This window comes from Paenibacillus monticola (assembly GCF_009664975.1).
GTDB classification, from domain to species: domain Bacteria; phylum Bacillota; class Bacilli; order Paenibacillales; family Paenibacillaceae; genus Paenibacillus_AQ; species Paenibacillus_AQ monticola.
Genome location: NZ_WJXB01000002.1, coordinates 664,541 through 687,159, shown reverse-complemented (window position 1 = coordinate 687,159; position 22,619 = coordinate 664,541). Strand labels below are relative to the sequence as shown.

Genomic DNA, 22,619 nt, shown 5'->3' with positions numbered 1-22,619 from the left:
TAAATATTGGACCTCACCGGTTGGTTGCCGGCGGGGTCCTTTTGTGTGTGCTTTTAACGCCATATCATCTCTAAAAGGACGTGGAAGCAGTTCTTCTTATTTAAGAAAATATTGCTGGACTTCCTGCCAATTGTTCACCCGGTCATACCCGGTCACATTCCAGTTATGAGGAGCCGTAAACAGGACGCCTTGGCCTGAGAAATGTTCGAAGTGACTGGCGTTATCATCTATCAAGTAATCTGCGCGAATGATGCTCTTGTCGCCACAGAAGACAAAGTTCAGTACGTCCAGAAAGTCGAAGTGTTCACGCAGCCATTCGTATTTGGCTGTGAACGAGCTTGGGAATTCCATAGCTGCCGTAGTAATATAGATCTCATACTCTTGGCTCAAACTTTGGATCACCCGTTGGCTATCCTTCACCACCTCCAGATCGCGGAAGAAACTTGGATCGCGCAGGTACTCAGTGATCTCAGAGGCTAAGTGCGGGCGGAGAACGGCCAGTCTGCCGCCTTTTAAATCTTCAAGCGTAAGATTATCCTTATAATCCTGATTATATAGTCTTAGATGTTTCGGATTGAAATCGGCGATAACCTCGTCCATGTCGATAGCGATTCTTTTCAAATGAATATCCCCCTGAATAGTAATGTTTCTTTCTATTATAGTTGCTGGTGCTGATTGTCGTCTCTTTTTGCAGCTTTTGGATCATACTGCTAGGTAAGGAACGGGAACGCGCCAATGATCAAGGGGTGAATTGATGTTTGAAATAATGCTTGTAGATGCCGAGAAGGGCGAACGTAATAGTATTAAGACTAAGATAGACTGGGAGTCTGCCGGCTTTACCATTGTATCGGAGGCCGCAAGCGGAAGTGAGGCGCTGAAGCTGCTGAAACGTGGCCCATTGCCACAGGTAGTTATCTCCGACATCCGTATGCCACTGATGGAGGGTGTTGAATTTATTAGAACCTGCAAGCAGAAGTATCCGTTTCTGCGGTTTGTTGTATTGTCGGGATATTCTGACTTTGACTATCTAAAGGCGGCAATTCAGCTTGGGGTGAAGGATTATTTGCTTAAGCCTGTAGCCCGCGGTGAACTGAACGAGCTGCTTGGCAAGCTAGGGGAAGATATTAAGGCAGAGCCTGAGCATATAAAAGCCTCTCAGCTGGATTTACTGCGGAAGAACGAGCAGCTTTGCCTGCTGCAGGAGAATTATTTGTTACAAATGGTGAAGGATGAATGGTACAGCGTGGCAGTTGTGAAAAAAAGATTGCAGCAGCTCCAGCTGACACCGCTTACGGCCGATAATTTGGTGATGCAGTTCGTGGCTATGGAAATGAAAATTCCAGAGGGGCGGATGATAGACTGGCAGGAGCGCCGGGACCTGTTGAATTTGGCCTATCAAAGGTTATGTCGTGAGACAGCAGCCCAGTGGAAAGGTCTATACCCATTTAGAGATATGAGCAATTCCTCCATGATGTATTTTCTGCTCATCGTGAAGAAAGGGGCGGAGCATCACGGTAAAGCGGAACGTTTCGTACAAGAGCTGAAGCGGAAGATTAGCAGCTATCTGAAGCTGGAAAGTGTAGCGGGGATTGGGGGAGAAATGAAGGGACTAAAGCGGCTGAAGAATGCTTATGCATCTTGTATGCTGTCATGGAGCCAAAGTACAGTCGACAAGATAGAGAGTGTCGACCAGAACCAGGTCCGGGAGTTGGCGCTTGTGTTCTCTCCAGAGGCAGAACGCAAGCTGGTACAAGCAATTGAGAACCTGGATAGGAACACCTTCCGCAGCCAGCTTGATGTTATTTTTACCGGAAATAGAGATACTCCGATGTTGGCTTTTACCTTTCTGGCGCTGCGAATGCTGTTATTGTTCAGCTCCATCGTCACAAAATTCGAATGGGCTGGCTCCGCACTGCAGAAATATTTGTGGAATTGTCAAATGACCATTTCCGACTATCAATCTCGTGAAGGGATGCTGGGACTGATTGAAGAGCTGGCGCAGCTCGTGATGGAGGAAGTGAAGACAACACGCTTTTCCAATGGACAGCATATAGTTGAGGCAGTCAGACAATATGTTGAAGAGAATTTCAGCTATGAGCTAACGCTCTCTTTCCTTGCAGATAGGTTTCATCTGAATGAGACCTACCTGTCTGGACTGTTCAAGCAGCATGTGGGAATCACGTTCAGTGATTATGTGACTAGACTAAGAATTACCAAGGCTGAACAGCTCCTGCAGGAAAGCGAGCTCAAGCAGAGCGATATCGCCATGCTCGTCGGTTATTCCAGTACCAGCTATTTCAGTACCTCCTTCAAAAACTATTGCGGCAAAAGTCCCAAGGAGTACAGGGAGAGTATTTTGAAGAAGCAAGGGCTGTGAGTACAACCTCAATCAGTGACAAAGGCTGCTCTGCCGGATGAATTTAATCGCCGGAGGAGCAGCCTTTGTTGTAGAGCCTTGAAGCTCTATTTACTGCGGGGGATCAGGAAAGCATTCACTAGCTTCTCGAATCCAAGCTGTGGATAATACTCCATCGCTGACGGAGCTGCTAGCAGCAGGAGCATAATCTCTTCACCCAAATGCCTCCGCAGGACATTTATCAGTTCTTTGCCGATCCCTTGTTTCTGATATTCTCTGCGTACCGCCAGATCCGATAAATAACTACAAAAGACGTAATCGGTAATTGCCCGGGCAATACCCACCGGCTGTTCTCCATCCCATGCGGAAACCAATATATCAGCGTACTCAATCATTCTTTGCAGACGATCCAAGTCCATAACTGGACGATTGATACCGGAACTGGTGAATACATCTGCTAGTTCGGCTGCATTAAGCGGGGCATTGATTTTGTAGGTGATTGTCATGAGTACGCTCCTAAAGGGTTTTGCTCATTATGCAGAAAAAAACACCTAATGAACAGAGCCAATTTACGTTTATTTACTTGGTCCAGAACTACTCTAACTTGTGATGCTGATGTTGTTTCAGTATGATTGCATTATAGAGAATGTAAAAGGGAGCCTGACGACCATGAACCAACCGCAAATTATTGCTGAGACCGAATCCTATGCTAAAGAACAGCTTAGACAAGATACCACCGGCCACGACTGGTGGCACACAGACCGGGTCCGTAATACGGCCTGTGCTATTGCAGAGATAGAGGGGGCAGATGCTTTTATATGCAACTTGGCGGCCTTGCTGCACGATGTTGCCGATGAGAAGCTCAATACGTCCAAAGAAGCCGGACTGCAAAAGGTACAAACCTGGCTCACCGATCACCTTACGGATAAGGGGATTATCGACCATGTGATGAGTATCATTGAAACTATGTCCTACAGTGGCGGCAGTGGCTCACCGATGACCTCCATCGAAGGCCAAGTGGTGCAGGACGCCGATCGACTGGATGCGCTCGGAGCGATTGGTATTGCTAGAACTTTTGTTTTTTCAGGAGCGAAGGGACGTCCGATGTATGACCCTGACCTGGCTCCACGAGAGGAATCTTTGCAGAAGGAATATAGAGATTATTCGAAGGGCAGCGCCATTAATCATTTTTATGAGAAGATGCTGAAGTTGAAATTCCTGATGAATACGGCCTATGGACGGAAATTAGCGGAAGAACGGCATGATTTTATGTTGAACTTTCTCGAACAGTTCTATAAGGAATGGAATCAAGGGAGTCATTAACTGTTATAATAATAATATGCACATGATCGAAGGAACGCGGAGCTTCCGCTTTAACCAAGAACGATAAGCATAGAAGAGGTTGAGATATGAGTGAATTGCAGTTTAAAGATTATGAATTAAATGAGGAAATTATCAAAGCGTTGGATGTTCTGAAATATGAAACACCGACTGAGGTTCAGAGCAAGGTGATCCCTGTAGCCCTGCGGCAGCAGGATCTAATTGTGAAGTCACAGACCGGCAGCGGTAAGACCGCCGCATTCGGCATTCCAGTGTGCGAATTGGTGGATTGGGCGGAGAATAAGCCGCAGGCCTTGATCCTCACCCCGACACGGGAACTTGCCGCACAGGTAAAAGAGGATATCACCAATATTGGTCGCTTCAAACGGATCAAGGCGGTTGCCCTGTTCGGCAAACAGCCCTTTGCACCACAGAAAGCCGAAATGACGCAAAAGACGCATGTTGTCGTGGGTACACCCGGACGTGTATTTGATCATATTGAACGTGGCTCGTTGCCCCTAAACCGGATTAAATATCTGGTTATTGATGAAGCCGACGAAATGCTGAACATGGGCTTTATCGAACAGGTAGAGAAAATCATTAAGCTGCTGCCTAAGGACCGTGTAACTATGCTGTTCTCCGCTACATTGCCGGAGGTCGTGAAGAACCTGTGCCGCAAATATATGAGCGAACCTGTAGATATCGAAATTGAGGCGAGTGGAATTACCACTGCAACGATTGAACATGCCTTGATTGAAGTGGTACAAGCTGCCAAATTCTCACTGCTTAGTGATATCATCACTGTGGAGAATCCGGATAGCTGTATTATATTTTGCCGGACGCAAGATCAGGTAGATGCGTTGTTCAGAGGGCTGGCCGATCTGGAATATCCGTGTGACAAAATCCACGGGGGCATGATGCAGGATGAGCGCTTTGAGGTCATGAATGCTTTCAAGAGAGGGCAGTTCCGTTATCTGATCGCCACCGATGTAGCGGCCCGAGGCATTGATATTGAGAATATCACCCATGTCATTAATTATGATATCCCGCTGGAAAAAGAAAGTTATGTGCATCGTACCGGCAGAACCGCACGTGCGGGTAAAACTGGCAAAGCGATCACTTTTGCTACGCCAAATGAGCACAAATGGGTTAGAGAAATCGAAAGCTTTATCGGTTTCAGTCTGCCGATCATGAAAGCACCGTCCGATGCTGCTGTAGCCTTTGCGAAGGATGCCTTCGAGCAGAAGATCAACAAAAAGCCTGTCCAGAAGAAGAACAAAAGCGAGGATCTGAACGAAGCGATCATGAAGCTGTACTTCAATGGCGGCAAGAAAAAGAAGCTCAGAGCGGTTGATTTTGTCGGCACACTGGCTAAGCTTGAAGGAATGACTGTCGAGGATATCGGCATTATCACGATTCAGGATAACGTATCTTATGTGGACATCCTGAACGGCAAAGGCCAACTGGTGCTGCAAGCGATGAAAGATACCACCGTGAAGGGCAAGCTGCTGAAGGTGCATATCGCGAATAAATAGAATGTTTTACGAATGATGAAATAAAGCTATCGCAACGTCCATTTTAGGACGATCCGATAGCTTTTTGTTTGAGCACAATTAATTCCCGTAAGCTCTAATTTCCATCAACTCCGCATGGCGGCTGCCATTAGTGGACTCTATGACAACCTTGAGACAATCGGTCTGGATAGGCTGGGGCAGCCGATGCACACATTTACGTTTATGGTTATCGGTACCTCTAAGGACTACGTTCCATTCCCCGTCTGCTGTGCGGGCCTCGACTCTGTAATTGCGCACCAGCTCTGGGATAATAGCGAATGGGGTGCGGTGATGATGCAGATTCACCAGATCCTCATTAACATCATCATTGAAGGTCAGATGAATTTCAGTCAAGGACTGCTCCTGCTCCCACTGGAGTTGAAGCCATTCTGGCACTTCATCTGTCATAGGCTGTGACAGCCACGCTTGCGGTCCGCCGAACGGGCGGTGATATCCGTTAATAACGTTATGTGCCGCGAATGCAGCTGTTGCAGAGTTAAGCCGGCAGCAGAAGGGCTGGCGCGCTTTGTTCTGCATTTTCCAGAGGACAACCAGCTGATCCGTTGAGTGATCCTCAAGGTCCTTGGAGACATGGGCCTGGTCGTTCTTGAAGAAGATAAGCACACCGTTCAGCGGCTCCTCAGAATGATAGAGGTTCACTGCAGCGTTGGCTCTAATGATAATAAAAGCATTCTGCGGTTCCAGCGGATGCCATTCCAGATCAAAGGATACCCACTGCTGTTGGCCTGCTTCTGCACGGGTTGTTGCAGTGGCTACCTGTGTGTGTGGTACATAGTTTTCCTTGCGTCCGGTATCCCACAGCTCTACAGTGATTTCAGTCTGTTGCTTGATATCCAGGAGCAACTGGAATCCGGATAATCCCGGATCAACAGGCAGCAGGAGAGCGGCGTCCTGAATCAAAGGGAAGGTTGCGCCAGGCTGGTTGATTTCGATGACGGACAGTGTGCTGGAGGCTGTTACCTTAGCTTTGCGAGCCAAATCCAGCTCATCGCTGTTTCGCAGTCCGATAATGGAAGCATCCTGTTTCAGCAGTGTTTGTTTTAGTTCAGCAAGATGGTGGTCATGAAGCTGGCGCGGAGAAATGCCCTTGCTGGCACTTAGTGCGGCACCGGTTCCGGCAGCTTCACCAATCACTGCGCAGGTCGCCATTACGCGCGTTGTCCCAAAGGCAACGTGCGAGGCGCTTATATCCCGTCCGGCCATCAGCAGGTTGTTTACATTCGCAGAATACAGGGAACGGAACGGGACATGATACACTCCGTCAGCGTGCATATGCTTGGAGCCGCTGGCTTCAGCATACATACCCTGTGGCGGGTGCAAATCGATCGACCAGCCGCCGAAAGCTACGGCATCGGCGAAATCGCGCTGCTCGATGATATCATTCTGGTTCAGCACATAGTCACCGGTAAAACGTCGATATTCCCGTTTGCCGGGTTGGGAGCCCACCCATTCCAAGGTCATATTGTCCGCCGCAAACTTGCCGGAATTTTTGATATAATCCCAGATCCCGTAGATGACGGACCATAGCTCATCGCGGATCAGCTCGTTATCGTGCACGGCATCATGCTCACCACCCCATTCAATCCACCAGTAATGGCAACCGGAGTCACCGCTCTTAATGACACGGCGGATGGGGATGGAGGTGTCGGCGATATTTTTGGCAAAGAAAGGGGGAACGAAGCTTACAGGCATTCCGGCATCCTTGGTATAGAACAGGATCGTACTGCCCAGCGTAATATTGTCAGCTATCTCCGGAGCCCATTCCTCCCCGTACTCGCTGCGGGCTTCCCGTCCCAAGGCAAATTGGGCTCCGGCCAGAAATCCGATTAATCCGTCTCCTGTGCAGTCGAGGTAGATACTGCTCTCGAAGCGGATTCTTCGCTCCGAGCCCATCATCCAGCCGGTCACTGAAGTAATCTTCCGGTCCGTCTCGTTCCCCTCTGCTTCAACCTCGTGGACATCCGTGTTCAGATATAAAGTAATGTTGGATTCGGCTTTAATAGCCTCAAGCACGACCAGATCCCAGAGATAGGGATTCCCTTCAGGATTGCGGTACTGATTCTCGACGAACAATTCGCCCATAATCCCGGTTTCTCGGGCATAACGGTTGGTTCCGTGTGCGGTTGCGCCGCAGACCCAGACGCGGACTTCACTGCTGGAATTACCGCCTAACACGGGGCGGTTCTGCACGAGTGCCACCTGTTGCCCCAGTCTTGCTGCAGCTATCGCTGCACAGACCCCGGCCAAGCCGCCGCCGATAACTGTGATGTCGTTGTGGACAAACTCCTGTTTCATGATTTCGCACCTCTTTGTATAGGATTAGAAAAACATATCTATAATTTCATATTGACGCTGTTTATTTACTTTTAAAATGCACTAATATATCATTATCCATATACTTTATTTCAGAGAGAGGGATTTTATGGAGCTCTTGAACCATATCTACTGGAAGCAGAAGGGACAGTTCGCACTCTCTAGTGATTGTTATGATTCGTGGGTAGCCTTTGCCGTAGAGGAGGGCGTTTTCAAGTATGAGATTGGACAGCATAACGGCAGCGCAAGCTTTGGGGATCTTGTGGTCTGCCCTCCCGGAGTCACCTTTTATAGAAAAACGGTTACGCCGCTAACCTTTCATTATATTCAGTTCAACTGTAGTGAGGAAGAGATGCTAAGACTGATGCCGCCAGCAGGCAAGTTTCATATCAATGATAGTAAACGTCTGAGCTCCAATTATGCCTATTTACGCCAATCCAGCGAGGATAGTGGCCATCTTGTACAGGACTGGAAAACACATCTTATCGCGGATCTTTGGCTGCTGCATCAATTAGAGAACAGGATGGAGGTTGTAAGAGAACAGAAATTCACCGAAGACGCCCTGATGGCGGAGGCTGCAGCACTGCTAGAACAGCATGCCGGAACGTCGCTAAGCCTGCAGGACATCGCCCGCAGTCTGGCTTTAAGCCCGGTACAGCTGACCCGCCGTTTTCAGGCAGCTTTTCAGGAGACGCCCTCCCAGTATTTAAAGTCGATTCGCTTAAAAAGAGCCAAGAATCTGCTCCATGATAGTGAACTGAACTTGACTCAGATTGCCGAAAGATGCGGCTATGAGAATGGGTTTTATCTCAGCCGGGTGTTTTCGAAGACAGTAGGAATGAGCCCCACGGAATATAGAAAGCGGCATCGTGTTTAGCGGCATAGATAGAACAAATCTGTGTATGCCAAGCATGTTCTGCGGCGTGTGATGCAACAAAACAATGCAATTTCAGGTAATTTCGGCTGGGTTGATGGAGCTGATGATATAATTGGGGCACTAACGAGTGGGGAGAGCTGACTTAGAATGAAGAAGCCGGACTGGAAAACCTTTTTACCGCAAAAGCTGAGATACAGGCTGTTCGGAGCCTTCCTTATTCTCATTCTGCTGCCCTTCAGTGTGCTGAATGTATATAATTACAGGCAGATCGAATCTCTGGTCGAGGAAAAAATCAGCCAGCAGAGTCATGAGCAGCTGGTGCAGATGTACGGAACGCTGGAGGATCAGATGAGTATTGCCTTTAAGACACTGATCTTTCTGGAGCAGGATTCGGTGGTCCGCAAAGTATTGACTTCACCTAAGAGTCAGACTACTTTGGAGAATAAATCGTTGATTGAAGAGAAATTTAAAATGCTCAATAATAGCTTTTTTCTATATAATCCGTCTGTGTATTTTACATTGGTGGACTTCCATGAGAGCGTATACACCTCATATTTGCCTAAAAAAGCCTTGGCGTATGCTCCTTACAGGGAACGCTTTCGTCAGCATCTTAGCAATGATGAGCTATTTTACCAGTGGGACTCCAGAGACGAGAACAATGTGCTGCGGGAGGTTTCTGCAAGCCCCTATCTGCTGTCGCTCTACGCTTATATGAAAGATAGCAGTGGCAAGCCTTATGGGTTGGCTAGAATCAGCATTGACTATTCCTTCTGGTTCCAGTCGGTTTTGAAGGCCTCACTAAGTAACCAAGAATATTTTCTGATTACAGGCAAGGGTGAAACGGTAGCCCGTTCCTCCAAGGATGCTGCTCTTTCTCTGGAAATCACCCGGAAAATTGCCCAGAACCCTACTCAGGCTTATCTGACTGATGAAGGATCAGGCACGCTGGTCAATTATGTTTATATTGAATCCTTGGACTGGTATATGGTAAACCGCATTCCACTTTCTGTGCTTTTTAATGAAATATCGGGACTTAAGCAGCGCTATTTTCTGACTTTTTTTGGCTTCACTGCTGCGTTTGTACTGATGGCGTTTATGATCTCGGCCACCTTTACCCGACCTTTGTCCCATTTACAGAACAAGATGAAGGATGTCGTTCGCAAAAATCTGAAGATCCGCATTCCCGAAGGGAAAAGTCGCGGTGAGGTACTGGAGCTGACCCGAACCTTTAACACGATGCTCGATGATACGAATAAGTTGATTGCGCAGTTGAAGGCCGAGGAACGGCAAAAGGAGGCTGTCCACTTCCATATGCTGCTGGCTCAGATGAATCCGCACTTTCTGCTGAATACTTTAAATACGATGAAGTGGAGTGCCATTCGCAGTGGGAATGAAGAGATTTCCGAGATGTGCGTCTCCCTAGGTAAGCTGCTGGAGGTCAGCCTGAATGCACAGGTGGAGTTGGTATATTTGAAAGACGAGATTGAGCTGGTGCAGGCTTATCTGCATATTCAACGTATCCGTTATCGCGACAGCTTCGAAGTAACTTGTGAGTTTGCTGATGAACTGGAGTATGCGTTAGTGCCGAAGCTCAGTCTACAGCCACTGGTAGAGAACGCGATCCGCCATGGCGTTGGGCAGCTTACCGAGCGGGGGATGATCCGCATTGGAATCTATAAGAATGATAAAGGGCAACTTACACTGGAGGTAGAGGATAACGGGATTGGAATGGAAGAATCGCGGCGAATACAGCTCACACGCAGCAGACCGGGGATTGGGCTGTCCAATCTCAAGGAACGTCTGCGCTTGCTGTTCAAGGGGCAAAGCGAGCTTACGATCATCAGCCTTACACCGGGTACATTGATCCGGTTCAGTATTCCCTTTTTATTATCAACGCCCTATAAGCAGGGACAGCTAACGGAAGATTAAGGGGGTAAGCCATGTGGAGCGTACTGCTAGTGGAGGATGAAGTATTCGTAAGAGAGTCCGTGAAAGAGATCATTTCCTGGGAGGAGTTGGGCTTCACCGTGATCGGTGAGTCCGGCAACGGTACGGAAGCACTGGAAATGATCACAAGGCTCTCTCCAGATCTGGTGCTTGCAGACATAGTGATGCCCGGGATGAATGGAATCGAGCTGCTGAAGCAAACCAGGCAAGCAGGAATGAATACCAAATTTATTATGCTGACCTGTATGAGTGAGTTCGAATATGTTCGTCAAGCGATGGAATATGGAGCCTCCAATTATATTCTGAAGCTGTCTATGAGCGTGAATTCATTGCGGGATACGCTGCGCAAAGTCAGCTCCGAACTGGATGCGAGTGCCCAGCCAGTCGTGAATTCGGTGACAGAGGAGATTGTACCGGTAGATGATGAGGTTGCGGTTGTCGCAACTTCCGGTTTTCAATCCCTGCTGGAGCCGGTGGGTGAGCCAGTTGTTACCCATCCTGAGATTAATAAAATCATCGAATACATCGGCCAGAATTACGACCAGGATATCTCCGTCAAATTCATGTCCCGCTACGTGATGATGGGGGAGAATTATGTGAGTGCTCTTTTCAAAAAGAAAACAGGGCATACCTTAATCCATTATTTACATGGCGTGCGAATGGAGAAGGCGGCGACGTATTTGCGGGAAACGGATTTGCCGATACACGAGGTTGGACACAGAGTAGGCTTTGCCAATGATAATTATTTCATCAAAATATTCAAGCGCTGGACGGGCTGCACACCAAGTCAGTATCGCCACCGACCCTAGTAGAGTAGAAGAAAAGTGTGTGCCTGAACATCGTCCTGCGAGCAGCAAATTCCGTATATTTGTTCACTAAGGAAGGTGGATTTGTTGCTTAAAATGAATGCGGTATCCCTGCTACGATGTAAGGGAAGTACAATCCACTTCAAATCAGGGAGGTCGCAGGAGCTATGAGAAATAAAAAATGGTTGACCGTACTAACAGTGTGTGTGCTGATGCTCGGTGTGTTAAGCGGATGCGGAGGCAACAATAAGGCAAACGGTGGAGAAGGATCGAACAGTGGGCCGGTGAAGCTTACGATGTGGGGTGCCGTGCCGCCGGAGAATGGTCCGCAGGAGGTCGTGGATACCTGGAACACAGCACATCCTGATATTCAGGTAGAATATGTGCGGTTTGTGAATGATGATGACGGCAATCTGAAGCTGGATACCGCGCTCTCTACAGGACAAAACGTCGATCTGTATGTCAACTACACACTGACTAATCTGGATAAGCGTGTAAAGGGCAACATTGCGCTCGATCTTAGTGGATATACGGACTACAATATTGACGAGAAAATGGGCGCGGACGCGGCTTCTTGGAAAGTTGATGATAAATACTATGGCATGCCGACCAAGAAGAATTCATTTTTCTTTGCGCTTAATAAAGAAGCACTGGATAAAGCAGGCTTAGCTATTCCTACGGCCTGGACCTGGGATGAAGCAAGAGAATACGCGGTAAAGCTTAAAGCGGAGGGCTTTAAATACGGTCTGGTGCAGCACACCGCCTCACTGGTCGATCCCCTGGATTCCGTCTTGGTCAAGGATGGTTATGTAAAGGCAGATGGCACCTCTAATATGGATGATCCGTTAGTGACCCAATGGCTGGAAACCCTGAATGGCATGATGAAGGACGATCTAACCACGCCACCGCTGGGTGAGCAATTAACCTCGAAAATGCCAGTGGAAAATATGTTCCTCGGCGGTGAATCGGCGATGATCAACATCGGAGAGTGGCTGATTCGCAGCTCCAACAATACAACAGAATTCCCGCGTGACTTTCAGATCGCTTTTGCACCTGTGCCGAGATTGACCGGGAATGAAGCAGATTTCGTGAAGAGCGGCGGCTTGGGTGACTTTATCTCCATTAATTCAAAATCAAAGAATAAGGATGCCGCCTGGGAGTTTCTGAAATGGTACGCTGACGGAGGTATGCTTCCGATGGCAGCCGGAGGTCGTCTACCTTCTTCGAATGCAGTCGATCAGCAGACCGCTATTGATCATCTGCTGGGTGATCATGCGGATTCTTATGATAAGGAATCATTGGAGTTCGTACTCTACAATGATAAGACACCAACCTTTGTACGTGGAATAGCTCAAGAAATAGTTGATATGCGCGCTCAGGAATACGAGAAATACTTCCTTGGGAATCAGACCGCAGCCGAAACGGTACAGAATATGGTGAAGCGTCATAATGATTTCCTGAAGCTTCAAGGCAAGTAATCTATATGCCTAAGCACAGTCGTCCCCAATTGGGGGCGGCTGTTTTTTCTTATGGGGGGCGGGCGATAGAACATTTCTGCGCTTGTTCCACTATAAACCCTCTGCCGAAAATGTGTATTTATGTGATATCAGGTCAGCGGTTATGTTCCTTATAAGACACAGGTGCTCTTGTTATGCTTAATGCGAGATCACACATATAAGGAGTGGGGGAACAATGAACAAATCATGGATGAAAAGGCAGAGTAGGTTGGGATATATTTTTATCGGACCAAATATGCTCGGGGTATTGCTGTTTTTTATTATACCGGCGGCCTATTCTTTTTATCTGATGTTCACCGATTACAAGTTTATGAGTCCAGAGACGCACTTTATCGGGCTGGCCAATATCAGAAGGATGCTTGGAGATGAGCTGTTTTATGTGGCGCTGAAGAATACATTTGTATTTCTCCTGGCCGTTCCGATATCCATCGTCCTGTCCTTTATTGTGGCTGTGGCGCTGAACAAATCCGTTTATTTTCAAAAAACCCTGCGGGCGCTTTACTTCATGCCCTATATAACCAGTGGGGTTGCAGTTGCCTTTGTCTGGATGCTGTTGTTTCAGCCCTCTTCCGGTCCCATTAACGGCTTCCTGAAAGGGATTGGGATTGCACATCCGCCCGGCTGGCTGTCTACTACGGGATCGTCCATGTATGCCATTGACATCATCTGGGTCTGGTTTATGCTCGGCTACAATATGATCATCTACTTGGCTGCCCTGCAGGAAATTCCAGAAGAGCTGATGGAAGCGGCCAAAATTGACGGTGCCCGGCCGTGGCAGATTATCCGGCGGATCATGTGGCCATTAGTGAGCCCGACAACCTTCCTGCTGCTGATCACCGGTCTGATTATGACGATCAAGAACTTCGGAATCATTCAGGCCATTACCCAAGGCGGACCTGGGAACAGTACCACGGTACTGTCACTGTTTATTTATCAGAATGCCTTCCGCTATTACGAAATGGGTTATGCCGCAGCGATTTCCTGGGCACTGTTCGTGATTATCATGATCTTTACCGTGCTCCAGTGGCTCGGACAAAAACGCTGGGTTCATTATTGAGGAGGAATAGCAATGGAGAGAGTAAATACTGTGGAACCGGCTACACGGAACACGCCTGAGATCAAAGCGGATTCCTTCATCAATATCCGAAAAATAATCATGACACTGATCATGTCCGGCTTCGCCTTATTAATGATTGTGCCCTTTGTCTGGATGATCAGCACTTCGTTCAAATCTCCCGCAGACGTGTTTGTATACCCGATTCAGTGGATACCGTCTAGCTTGAACTGGGAGCATCACATCAAGGTGTGGACAGGCAGCGATAGCTTTGTGACCTATTATTTGAATTCTTTGAAAATATCACTGATCAGCATGATCGGTGCCGTGTTTCTATCTTCTTTTGCCGCCTATGGATTTGCGCGGATACAGTTTAAAGGACGGGAGGCGTTATTTCTAGTCTACCTGTCTATGATGATGGTGCCGCCGCAGGTACTGTTCGTGCCGAAATTCATCATGTTCGAATGGGCGGGGATTTACAATACCCACTGGGCACTGATTCTTCCGGGAATGTTTACAATATTCGGAGTATTTATGCTGCGTCAGTTCTTCCTTACAGTACCGGCTGAAATCTCCGAAGCGGCATTTATTGACGGGGCGGGTCATTTCCGCATTTTCTTCCAGCTTATTCTGCCGCTGGCTAAGCCTGCACTCGCTACCCTAGCCATCATCGATTTCTCCTGGCACTGGAACGATTATGAGAATGCACTTGTCTTCTTGTTAGATAAAGACCTGTATACAGTTCCACTAGGACTACAGAACTTTATTCTGGAGAACAATGTGGATTATAACGGAATGATGGCAGCGGCTACGGCGGGTATTATTCCTATGCTGATCATTTTCCTCATTGGGCAAAGGTACATTATCCAAGGTGTGGCAGGGAGCGCGGTAAAGGGATAAGGAAGCTGTTCTGCAGCTGGATAGTTTCACTTTTCGTGCTTGCGCTTGTTACCGGAATAGGGTAGATTTCAGTTTAGTAGAGCTGAAATCAGCAGGTACAGGAGGAACTAGAAGAATGAAGAGTGTGATGGGTCGGGCAATTGCCATTCCTTTCTTGCAGAGACTGATAGCAGTAAATACATGCAATCCCCCTGGGAACGAGCATCGCCTGTCACTGGTGCTGCAGGACTTTTTGCAGGAACTCGGAATGACCAGCAGTATAAGTTCTCTGGAAAAAGGACGCAGCAATCTGGAGCTGGTGCTTACGGGAAGTGGGCGCAAGCGGCTGATGTTCTGTGGGCATCTGGATACGGTCAGCCCTTGGACCTCCGCCGCCGGAGCTTATGATCCTCATGGAGCAGTGATTGACGGCAATCGTATGTATGGACGTGGGACTTCCGATATGAAAAGCGGACTGGCGGCCATGCTGCTCGCCGCCGCCTCGCTCCATCAAGAAGGTATTCAGCTGGACGGCGATCTGATCTTCCTGGCCACGGCGGGGGAAGAGGTAGACAGCTGCGGTGCCCGCATATATGCAGAGCATAACAACCTGCACGATCTGGATGGGCTTGTTATCGGAGAGCCGACGAGCAGCAAGGTGGCCGTGGGGCACAAGGGTGCGTTATGGCTGCGGATCTCCTTATTTGGGCGCAGTGCACACGGCTCTATGCCGCATCTCGGCCTGAACGCTGTCGAGGGGATGACTGAGATCATGGCTATCTTGCACCGTCACTCCTTGGAATGGAAGGCTGTTGATCCTGTGCTGGGCACAAGCAGCTTGTCCGTGAACAGAATCGAGGGAGGCATCCAGACGAATGTGATACCGGACCGATGTGCCATTGACGTAGATATTCGTACGGTTCCTCCGCTAGACCATGCTCAATTATTGGCACAAATAGAGCTGAAGCTGCAGGACATTCAGCAGCTTCACCCCGAGTACCGCTTTCAAGTGGAGTCCGTGCTGGACCGCAGCTCCGTGTACACAGATCCAACACAGCTATTGATCCGCACCGCGCTTGATATTAGCGGCGAAGCAGCTGAACAGGTGCAAGGGGTTTCCTATTATACAGACGGCTCGGTGCTGCATGACCACGGCAGATTGCCTATCCTGATCTATGGCCCCGGTGATCAGCGCTTGGCCCATCAGCCCGATGAATGGGTCGATATAGAGGCTTATCTGCAATCGATCAGCTTCTATCGAGAGCTGGCGATTCGTTTTCTAGGTACGATTGAGCCTTAACTAGTACAGCAAACAACCTTCTGCTGCCGACAATGGCGTAATAGCAGAAGGTTGTTGTTTGCTTTAGGATATAAGAATTAGCTCAAATCTAAAAATTTGTGTTTGACTTTATGCGCCAACGCAGCGGAGGGTTGGAGGGATTCTGGAGAAGCGATAGTGTTCGCCTTTAAAGACCGATTTCAACCTATAATCCCTTTACAATAAAGAAATCGGGCTTTAACAGCGATCGCAAGAACCCTCCGTACCCGTAGCGGCTTCATGGACCGGCTGTCAATCACTGATTTCGAGTTTTAGTCAATTTTTATTCTAGGCATTATACTGCGCCTGATACAACCGGCTGTAAGTTCCTCCAGCGTTGACTAGATCCTCATGTCGACCTTCTTCGGTAATACCTTCTTCCGTTACTACCATAATGCGGTCCGCATTTTTGATCGTTGTTAGACGGTGGGCAATCACGAGTGTCGTTCTGCCCACAGACAGATCGGCCAGCGATTGCTGGATCGCTGCTTCCGTCTCGGTATCGAGTGCGGAGGTTGCTTCATCCAGGATCAGAATCGGTGGATTCTTGAGGAACATTCTGGCAATAGCCAGCCGCTGCTTCTGTCCGCCGGATAGCTTCACGCCACGTTCCCCGATGACCGTGTCCATACCATCCGGCAAGCTCTGAATTAATTCCTCCAGATGTGCGCGTCTGGCCGCTTCCCAGATCTCCGTCAACTCCGCATCCAGTTTACCATAGGCAATGTTCTCCTTAATCGTGCCGGAGAACAGGAATACATCCTGCTGCACAATACCGATCTGCTTCCGCAGGGAGATGAGCTTCAACTCGCGGATATCGGTTCCATCAATGGAAATTCCGCCGCCAGTCACATCATAGAAGCGGGGCAGCAGACTGCAAATGGTGGTTTTACCTGCACCTGAGGGGCCGACAAAAGCAATGGTCTCTCCAGCTTTAACGTTCAGGTTAATATGCTCCAGCACCTTGCGGTTCTCATCATAACCGAAGGAGACATCTTTAAAGTCAATATCTCCGCGCAGAGAAGCAACTTCAAGAGCATTTGCTTTGTCCTTGATATCAGGTTCCGTATCCATAATTTCCAGGTAACGCCGAAATCCAGCAATTCCCTTCGGATAACTCTCGATCACGGCATTAATCTTCTCAATCGGCCGGAAGAATACATTGGACAGCAGGATGAATGCGACAAATTCACCGATTTGCAGATCCCCTTGAATGAAGAACCATGCCCCGCAGACCATTACAACAATAATAATCAATCGTGTCATCATATAGCTGATCGATGAGCTTTTGGCCATGAGCTTATAAGCAAGCAGCTTCGTTTGGCGGAACATTTGATTATCGATGGCGAAGAGTTCTTTTTCATAATTCTCGTTGGCAAAAGACTGCACCACCCGGATTCCGCCTACATTGTCTTCGATGCGGGCATTAAAGCTGCCTACATTTCCGAAGAGCCGGTGGTAGGTAGAGGTCATATTGCGTCCAAAGTGAATAATGATCCAGCCCATTAATGGAACGATCACGAAAGTGATAATAGCCAGCTGTAGATTAATCTGGGCCATCAATAGGAAAGCGCCGATCAGCGTCATAAACGCAATAAAAACATCCTCGGGACCATGATGCGCCACCTCGCCGATATCATTCAAATCGTTGGTAATGCGGCCGATCAAATGGCCGGTTTTGTTATTATCGAAGAAGCGGAAGGATAACTTCTGGATGTGCTCGAACATTTTTTTGCGCATATCCGTTTCGATGTTGATCCCCAGCATATGCCCCCAGTAGGTAACAATATATTGCATAGCTGTATTTAACGCATAAATTACCATGAGAGCAATACAGGCGATCAGAATTAACGGCCAATCTTGTCCTGGCAGTAGATCATCAATGAATTTGTTGACGGCAACCGGAAAAGCAAGCTCGAGCAGACCCGCGCCCACAGCGCAGGAGAAGTCCAGAATAAACAGCTTTTTATAAGGCTTATAATAGGAAAAAAAACGACGCAGCATCGGTGTTCACTCTTTTCTGTATGTTTATGTATTCGCTTAATGAGAGCGATTCTCAACTAAGCGTTATTCTTAGGATACTAAAGATGGTTAACCCTTTTGTCAATCCCCCTTAAATTTAAATGAAACCTTGTACAGTAACTATTGATGAGAGGTATAATGATCTCGTGTGTTTTTTGCAACTGGGAGGATACAGGATGAAGGCAACACAGCAAGAGGGAATTATGATAGTAGAAAAAAATGATTTAATAGAAGAAAAGATTCAATATGCAGGCTTGTCCAGCTCTAGGTATGAGCATTGGTTGCTGGTGCTGGGAATCATATTTGTGGCGGCTGCACTACGTGCTCCATTTACCTCTGTGGGACCCTTGCTTGAAACCATCCGCGATGATCTTGGGTTAACCAATACACTAGCGGGAGCCATTACTACCTTGCCTTTACTTGCTTTTGCGTTAGTATCACCATTTGCACCGAAGCTGGCGCGTCGTTTTGGCTTGGCCAATGTCCTGTTAGTTTCCATGCTCATGCTGGCTATCGGTATTCTGATCCGTTCGTCAGCGGGAGCGGTGATGCTGTTAACAGGTACAGCCATACTTGGACTTTCGATAGCCGTTTGCAATGTACTGCTGCCTGGATTAATTAAAGGGAAGTTCCCCCAGCATATCGGGTTAATGACTGGGGTCTATACGGTCTCTATGAATATATGTGCTGCTACTGCCTCGGGCATAAGTGTACCGTTGGCGAATTCTGGCTTGGGTTGGAGAGGTACGTTAGCTCTCTGGTTCGTGGTCGCTGCTCTGGCCACCCTGTTCTGGATTCCGCAAATGCGCAAGCTGGGTCAAGGAAGCAGGAATAACACCTTGTCTACTACTGGAAATATGTGGCGTTCCAAGCTGGCCTGGCAGGTTACCCTGTTTATGGGCCTGCAATCGCTACTCTATTACGTCTTGATTGCCTGGTTCTCCGTGATTCTGGTTGAACGCGGAATGACTTCAAGTCATGCGGGCTGGATTCTTTCGCTGATGCAGTTAGCCCAGCTGCCCTTTACTTTTTTCGTACCGCTGTGGGCTGGACATATGAAGAATCAGCGCCCGCTGGTCATAATTAGTTCTGTACTATTCATCCTTGGGATTGGTGGAGTCTGGCTTGGCAGCAGTGCCTGGATGGCCTTATGGGCAATTTGTATCGGTATTGCTGGTGGTTTTGCTTTTGGACTGGTGATGATGTTCTTCAGTCTTCGCACAAGAACCACCCAGGAAGCCAGCGAGCTCTCCGGGATGGCCCAGTCTGTAGGTTACCTATTGGCTGCATCAGGGCCGGTGTTGTTCGGATTACTTCACGATATCACTAACAGCTGGAGTATTCCACTGGTGGTGCTGCTGGCTGCAAGTGTGCTGCTGCTGGTCGTGGGTTTTGGTGCTGCGAACAATCGTTATGTAGGGGATTGAAGGTAGCTGGTAGATTGAACTATTTTCCGAAAAAATGAGTTCAGCCGCGATTTGTCTTATTCAGACTGCGAATTGGCGAGGCTAAGGCAATGCCTACCTCAATGAGCTTCGCTCCTGCGGCGAGCAGAAATACGGACCCCGGATGAATAGCCCCAGTCATCCAGCCTCCAAGTAAAGCGCCGCATGGCATGGCCGCTCGGGTCAGAACTCTGGAGAAGCTGAGGACTCTCCCGAGCAAAGCAGGGGGAACCGTCTCCTGACGGATGGAAGCGGATAAGATAGACCAAGCGGTATTGCAGGCGGCTACAAGGGCAAATCCAATTCCCGGTGCAAGCCAGGAATGATTGAAGGCTGCAAGCATAAACCCGGAAGTCCCGACCAGCAACAAGACGGGTATGAGACGCCCACGTTCAAAGTGTCGATCAAGATAGATGATAATTAAGCTTCCGGCGACACCTCCAGCAGCAAGCAGCGAGTACGTGATGCCGATTTGATCTGTCCCAAGCTGGAGTGTAGTCAATAAATAGTAGGTAAGTGTTGCATAGGCGGCACTGTAACCAAAGTTCCCGATAGCAGCTTGTAAGGATAAGGAAAGATTGACGGGACTGCGAATCAGCCAGCGGAATCCTTGGGCCATTTCCCCAAAGAACTTATGCTCTTGGTGTTTATGTACTGTTTCTTGCGGAAGCCGGTAGAGCACCCCGAGAATTGCCCCGAAGGAAGCAACATCCAGCCACAGGATCGCAGGCAAAGAAAAGAGAGTTGTTAATCCGCCTGCCACCACAGGCCCGATCATATCTGCTAATTGCCCGACAGTCTGAACTCCGGCGTTGGCCCGCGTTAATTGATTCCCTGAGAAGAGCGGAATGACTGTTATAATCGCAATATCATAAGCGGTGGATAGTAGCGATAAGAGTAGAGTAATAACATATAGGCACCACACTGCCAACAGGTGATAGTGCTCCAGTATAGGAAGTGCAGCCACTAAGCCCATTCGAGTAAAGTCAATGAATAGCATCAAGTATTTGGTGTTGAAACGATCCATAATAACTCCGGCGAAGGGAGCAAATAAGATTATGGGTATCACACTGACAGCAAAAAGTGAGCTCATCACAAGGACAGAGCCTGTAAGCTGGTAGGAAAGAAGGGGTATAGAGAAGGTGTACAGAGAGTCTCCTATCCTTGAGATGAAGTATCCGCTTAAAAAGTGAGGAAGGGTTATCGTTCGCCGACGATTCTTTTTCAGCATCCATTTGGGTCTTGGAGGTATAGGCATGGCCATCCTACCCTACCCCTGAGCGAAAGCCGTGAACCAGAGTTCGGTTCATGCATAATAGGGACATAGGCCCGATAGGAGCGGCTATAAGCAGCCCGAATCCAAAGCCGCTTAGTAGAATTGATCCGATGATTGCAGTATTCATTCCACTGGCGGCAACGGCACATTCAAGGTTTCCTTCAACGTCCCCAGAACAATAGTTGTACGAGTTCGGAGAATGCCTGGCAGACTTTTAAGCTCATCACTAATAATCCGGTCCAGGTCGCGCGTTCCACGGCAGCGCACCTTCAGCATGTAATCATCATCGCCCGCTGTGTGATGACATTCCTGGATTTCCGGCAGCTTAAGCACCAGCTCCAGAAAAGCCTTACGATGTTCGGGACGCTCTAACGATACGGCAATAAGAGCCATTAAGTCATACCCGACCGATTCAGCATTAATCAAAGCTGTGTAACCTTGGATAATCTCTTGCTCTTCCAGTCGTCTAACCCGGTCAGCTGCGGCTGGAGAGGAGAGACCTAATAATCCGGCCAACTCGGACCAGCTCATTCTGCCATTATCCATTAGTGCTCTGATTATATTATAATCCAATGCGTCCAGTGTTATCACCCTTCGAAAATAAGTTATAAGGACATTTTAACTTATTTTTATTAGGTTTACAAGAGTATTGGATGTTGAGAAAGATATCTTATTTCTCTTATTCCGGCATAATCCAGACAATTTCGCAAATGCGTACAAATATTTTTTTGCCCCGGTTATCCAGTACAACATGGTCAGGTTTACAATCCACGATGCAGCCTTCAATTCTGCCGCGTGTAGTTTCGAGATGGACCCATTTGCCTCCAAGGGAACGAAGGGTCTCCACTACATACGGATCAACAGGGTGCACTACAAGATGATGTGTCATTTGCGGATTCATGGGCTGATTCATGGGTTGATTCATTTGATAATTTTCCAATTAACTCACTCCTTGATTGTGAATGATATCGCATAGGCAGTATATGTATTGCCCAAAGTAAGGTGCGCGAGAAAAATATCTTGCATTTTATTCTAAAAAGGAGTAAAGTCTTAATTACGGTGATTCTACTATTAATCACTAATATACATAATATGCGGTCATGGCGGAATTGGCAGACGCGCTGGCTTCAGGTGCCAGTGATAGCAATATCGTGGAGGTTCGAGTCCTCTTGACCGCATCATGCTTTACAAACGAAACCCTTCTTCGGAAGGTTTTTTATTTTGTCTAAAATCCATCCTTTGCATAATAATTCTTACGATCCACATATCGGCTCCCCTTCTCGCGTAATTGAAATTTTATAGATTCAACGAAAACAGCCCGCCGAGGATACGCTCGGTGGGTTGTTTTCGTCAGTTAGGTTAGATGATCAGTTTCTAGGTATTTATCCTTGATTGGTTGGCGTCCAACCTAATAGCTCTTCGCTCAGGCTCCAGAGGCGATTAGCAGCTTCAAGATCGACTGCATAAGGCATGACCCCAAGCGCCAATGATCCAACTCGGCGAACCGAATCATTGTTCCATTTAGACGCATCCTCCACCAACGGGGCGATGTCGTTGTTCTCGCAATAGACGCGCCCATACCATCTAGTTGCGGACTTATTGCGCACCAGACGCTGGTCGAGGCTCCTTGCTCTACCGTCTTCAGGTTCTTCGACGGGTCGAGGATAGGTTTTCCGTCCTTGTCAATCACCCCGATCGCTTGCAGTTGCTCCTTCGATGCGAATCTGGAGAGGCCCGTTTCTACGATGCTGCCCGGATGAAGTGAGAATGCGCGTATCCCGTCAGCTTTACCCCGCTTGTCCACCGTGAGTGCCAAGAGTTCTGCAGCTTTTTGTATTTTTGGAAGAGTATCTAGCACTCACAGATTCGAAGAAGCTTCATATATACAGCAAATATTCCGAAGAAAAGGTATAAT

General features: G+C 48.1%; 19 protein-coding genes and 1 tRNA gene. 12 read left to right on the top strand and 8 right to left on the bottom strand.

The window, feature by feature from the left end; genetic code table 11:
• Positions 1-96: 96 nt before the first annotated feature.
• A complete protein-coding gene (locus tag GJB61_RS07660; protein WP_154117874.1) occupies positions 97-621 on the bottom strand; it encodes a 5' nucleotidase, NT5C type in 525 nt (174 codons plus the stop codon).
• A 133-nt stretch (positions 622-754) separates the two neighbouring features.
• Between GJB61_RS07660 and GJB61_RS07655 the strand changes: the two genes are divergently transcribed.
• On the top strand, positions 755-2,377 hold the full coding sequence (locus GJB61_RS07655; RefSeq protein WP_154117873.1) for a response regulator transcription factor: 1,623 nt from the start codon (positions 755-757) through the stop codon (positions 2,375-2,377).
• Between the two features lie 86 nt (positions 2,378-2,463).
• Here the strand turns inward: GJB61_RS07655 and GJB61_RS07650 are convergent, their stop codons facing one another.
• Positions 2,464-2,862 carry a GNAT family N-acetyltransferase gene (locus tag GJB61_RS07650; protein WP_154117872.1) on the bottom strand — a complete coding sequence of 133 codons (399 nt, stop codon included), beginning with the start codon at positions 2,860-2,862 and terminating at the stop codon, positions 2,464-2,466.
• 163 nt (positions 2,863-3,025) lie between these two features.
• Between GJB61_RS07650 and GJB61_RS07645 the strand changes: the two genes are divergently transcribed.
• Positions 3,026-3,679, top strand: a complete 654-nt coding sequence (locus GJB61_RS07645; RefSeq protein ID WP_154117871.1) for an HD domain-containing protein — start codon at positions 3,026-3,028, stop codon at positions 3,677-3,679.
• Positions 3,680-3,765: 86 nt separating this feature from the next.
• Positions 3,766-5,211 carry a DEAD/DEAH box helicase gene (locus tag GJB61_RS07640; RefSeq protein WP_154117870.1) on the top strand — a complete coding sequence of 482 codons (1,446 nt, stop codon included), beginning with the start codon at positions 3,766-3,768 and terminating at the stop codon, positions 5,209-5,211.
• A 78-nt stretch (positions 5,212-5,289) separates the two neighbouring features.
• Here the strand turns inward: GJB61_RS07640 and GJB61_RS07635 are convergent, their stop codons facing one another.
• The gene (locus GJB61_RS07635) at positions 5,290-7,545 is read right to left on the bottom strand and encodes an FAD-dependent oxidoreductase (RefSeq protein ID WP_154117869.1); all 2,256 of its coding nucleotides are present in this window, start codon (positions 7,543-7,545) and stop codon (positions 5,290-5,292) included.
• Between the two features lie 127 nt (positions 7,546-7,672).
• Between GJB61_RS07635 and GJB61_RS07630 the strand changes: the two genes are divergently transcribed.
• The 7 genes from GJB61_RS07630 (at position 7,673) to GJB61_RS07600 (ending at position 15,943) form a co-directional block, all read left to right on the top strand.
• Complete coding sequence (locus GJB61_RS07630; RefSeq protein ID WP_154117868.1) at positions 7,673-8,440, top strand: helix-turn-helix domain-containing protein; 768 nt, start codon at positions 7,673-7,675, stop codon at positions 8,438-8,440.
• A gap of 147 nt (positions 8,441-8,587) precedes the next feature.
• The gene (locus tag GJB61_RS07625; protein ID WP_154117867.1) at positions 8,588-10,369 is read left to right on the top strand and encodes a sensor histidine kinase; all 1,782 of its coding nucleotides are present in this window, start codon (positions 8,588-8,590) and stop codon (positions 10,367-10,369) included.
• 11 nt (positions 10,370-10,380) lie between these two features.
• Positions 10,381-11,196, top strand: a complete 816-nt coding sequence (locus GJB61_RS07620) for a response regulator transcription factor (protein WP_154117866.1) — start codon at positions 10,381-10,383, stop codon at positions 11,194-11,196.
• A 164-nt stretch (positions 11,197-11,360) separates the two neighbouring features.
• Entirely contained in the window at positions 11,361-12,671 is a 1,311-nt protein-coding gene (locus GJB61_RS07615) for an ABC transporter substrate-binding protein (RefSeq protein WP_154117865.1), read from the top strand.
• 214 nt (positions 12,672-12,885) lie between these two features.
• Positions 12,886-13,767: a carbohydrate ABC transporter permease gene (locus GJB61_RS07610; RefSeq protein WP_154117864.1), complete on the top strand. Its 882-nt coding sequence runs from the start codon at positions 12,886-12,888 to the stop codon at positions 13,765-13,767.
• A 99-nt stretch (positions 13,768-13,866) separates the two neighbouring features.
• Complete coding sequence (locus tag GJB61_RS07605; RefSeq protein ID WP_229521563.1) at positions 13,867-14,664, top strand: carbohydrate ABC transporter permease; 798 nt, start codon at positions 13,867-13,869, stop codon at positions 14,662-14,664.
• Between the two features lie 115 nt (positions 14,665-14,779).
• Complete coding sequence (locus tag GJB61_RS07600; protein ID WP_229521527.1) at positions 14,780-15,943, top strand: M20 family metallopeptidase; 1,164 nt, start codon at positions 14,780-14,782, stop codon at positions 15,941-15,943.
• Between the two features lie 306 nt (positions 15,944-16,249).
• Here the strand turns inward: GJB61_RS07600 and GJB61_RS07595 are convergent, their stop codons facing one another.
• Positions 16,250-17,965, bottom strand: coding sequence for an ABC transporter ATP-binding protein (locus GJB61_RS07595; protein ID WP_154117862.1), 1,716 nt, complete (start codon positions 17,963-17,965; stop codon positions 16,250-16,252).
• A 194-nt stretch (positions 17,966-18,159) separates the two neighbouring features.
• On the opposite strand from GJB61_RS07595, the gene GJB61_RS07590 reads away from it, so the two are divergent.
• The gene (locus GJB61_RS07590; RefSeq protein ID WP_229521526.1) at positions 18,160-19,410 is read left to right on the top strand and encodes a CynX/NimT family MFS transporter; all 1,251 of its coding nucleotides are present in this window, start codon (positions 18,160-18,162) and stop codon (positions 19,408-19,410) included.
• A gap of 40 nt (positions 19,411-19,450) precedes the next feature.
• Here the strand turns inward: GJB61_RS07590 and GJB61_RS07585 are convergent, their stop codons facing one another.
• From GJB61_RS07585 to GJB61_RS07575, 3 genes are all read right to left on the bottom strand, one after another.
• Positions 19,451-20,692, bottom strand: a complete 1,242-nt coding sequence (locus GJB61_RS07585) for an MFS transporter (protein WP_229521525.1) — start codon at positions 20,690-20,692, stop codon at positions 19,451-19,453.
• Positions 20,693-20,827: 135 nt separating this feature from the next.
• Positions 20,828-21,295 (bottom strand): Lrp/AsnC family transcriptional regulator, encoded by a 468-nt coding sequence (locus GJB61_RS07580; protein WP_338115703.1) that lies wholly within the window; start codon positions 21,293-21,295, stop codon positions 20,828-20,830.
• 88 nt (positions 21,296-21,383) lie between these two features.
• Positions 21,384-21,644, bottom strand: coding sequence for a DUF2642 domain-containing protein (locus GJB61_RS07575; RefSeq protein WP_338115702.1), 261 nt, complete (start codon positions 21,642-21,644; stop codon positions 21,384-21,386).
• Between the two features lie 154 nt (positions 21,645-21,798).
• Between GJB61_RS07575 and GJB61_RS07570 the strand changes: the two genes are divergently transcribed.
• A tRNA-Leu gene (locus GJB61_RS07570) sits at positions 21,799-21,882 on the top strand.
• Positions 21,883-22,127: 245 nt separating this feature from the next.
• Here the strand turns inward: GJB61_RS07570 and GJB61_RS07565 are convergent.
• Entirely contained in the window at positions 22,128-22,562 is a 435-nt protein-coding gene (locus GJB61_RS07565; RefSeq protein ID WP_229521523.1) for an SDR family NAD(P)-dependent oxidoreductase, read from the bottom strand.
• Between the last annotated feature and the right edge of the window lie 57 nt (positions 22,563-22,619).

Coding starts and splice junctions, on each gene's coding strand:
- GJB61_RS07610 (WP_154117864.1), top strand. CDS start 12,886: ATGAACAAATCATGGATGAAAAGGCAGAGTAGGTTGGGATATATTTTT.
- GJB61_RS07600 (WP_229521527.1), top strand. CDS start 14,780: ATGAAGAGTGTGATGGGTCGGGCAATTGCCATTCCTTTCTTGCAGAGA.
- GJB61_RS07635 (WP_154117869.1), bottom strand. CDS start 7,545: ATGAAACAGGAGTTTGTCCACAACGACATCACAGTTATCGGCGGCGGC.
- GJB61_RS07615 (WP_154117865.1), top strand. CDS start 11,361: ATGAGAAATAAAAAATGGTTGACCGTACTAACAGTGTGTGTGCTGATG.
- GJB61_RS07620 (WP_154117866.1), top strand. CDS start 10,381: ATGTGGAGCGTACTGCTAGTGGAGGATGAAGTATTCGTAAGAGAGTCC.
- GJB61_RS07650 (WP_154117872.1), bottom strand. CDS start 2,862: ATGACAATCACCTACAAAATCAATGCCCCGCTTAATGCAGCCGAACTA.
- GJB61_RS07585 (WP_229521525.1), bottom strand. CDS start 20,692: ATGGCCATGCCTATACCTCCAAGACCCAAATGGATGCTGAAAAAGAAT.
- GJB61_RS07640 (WP_154117870.1), top strand. CDS start 3,766: ATGAGTGAATTGCAGTTTAAAGATTATGAATTAAATGAGGAAATTATC.
- GJB61_RS07595 (WP_154117862.1), bottom strand. CDS start 17,965: ATGCTGCGTCGTTTTTTTTCCTATTATAAGCCTTATAAAAAGCTGTTT.
- GJB61_RS07645 (WP_154117871.1), top strand. CDS start 3,026: ATGAACCAACCGCAAATTATTGCTGAGACCGAATCCTATGCTAAAGAA.
- GJB61_RS07590 (WP_229521526.1), top strand. CDS start 18,160: ATGAAGGCAACACAGCAAGAGGGAATTATGATAGTAGAAAAAAATGAT.
- GJB61_RS07605 (WP_229521563.1), top strand. CDS start 13,867: ATGACACTGATCATGTCCGGCTTCGCCTTATTAATGATTGTGCCCTTT.
- GJB61_RS07630 (WP_154117868.1), top strand. CDS start 7,673: ATGGAGCTCTTGAACCATATCTACTGGAAGCAGAAGGGACAGTTCGCA.
- GJB61_RS07625 (WP_154117867.1), top strand. CDS start 8,588: ATGAAGAAGCCGGACTGGAAAACCTTTTTACCGCAAAAGCTGAGATAC.
- GJB61_RS07655 (WP_154117873.1), top strand. CDS start 755: ATGTTTGAAATAATGCTTGTAGATGCCGAGAAGGGCGAACGTAATAGT.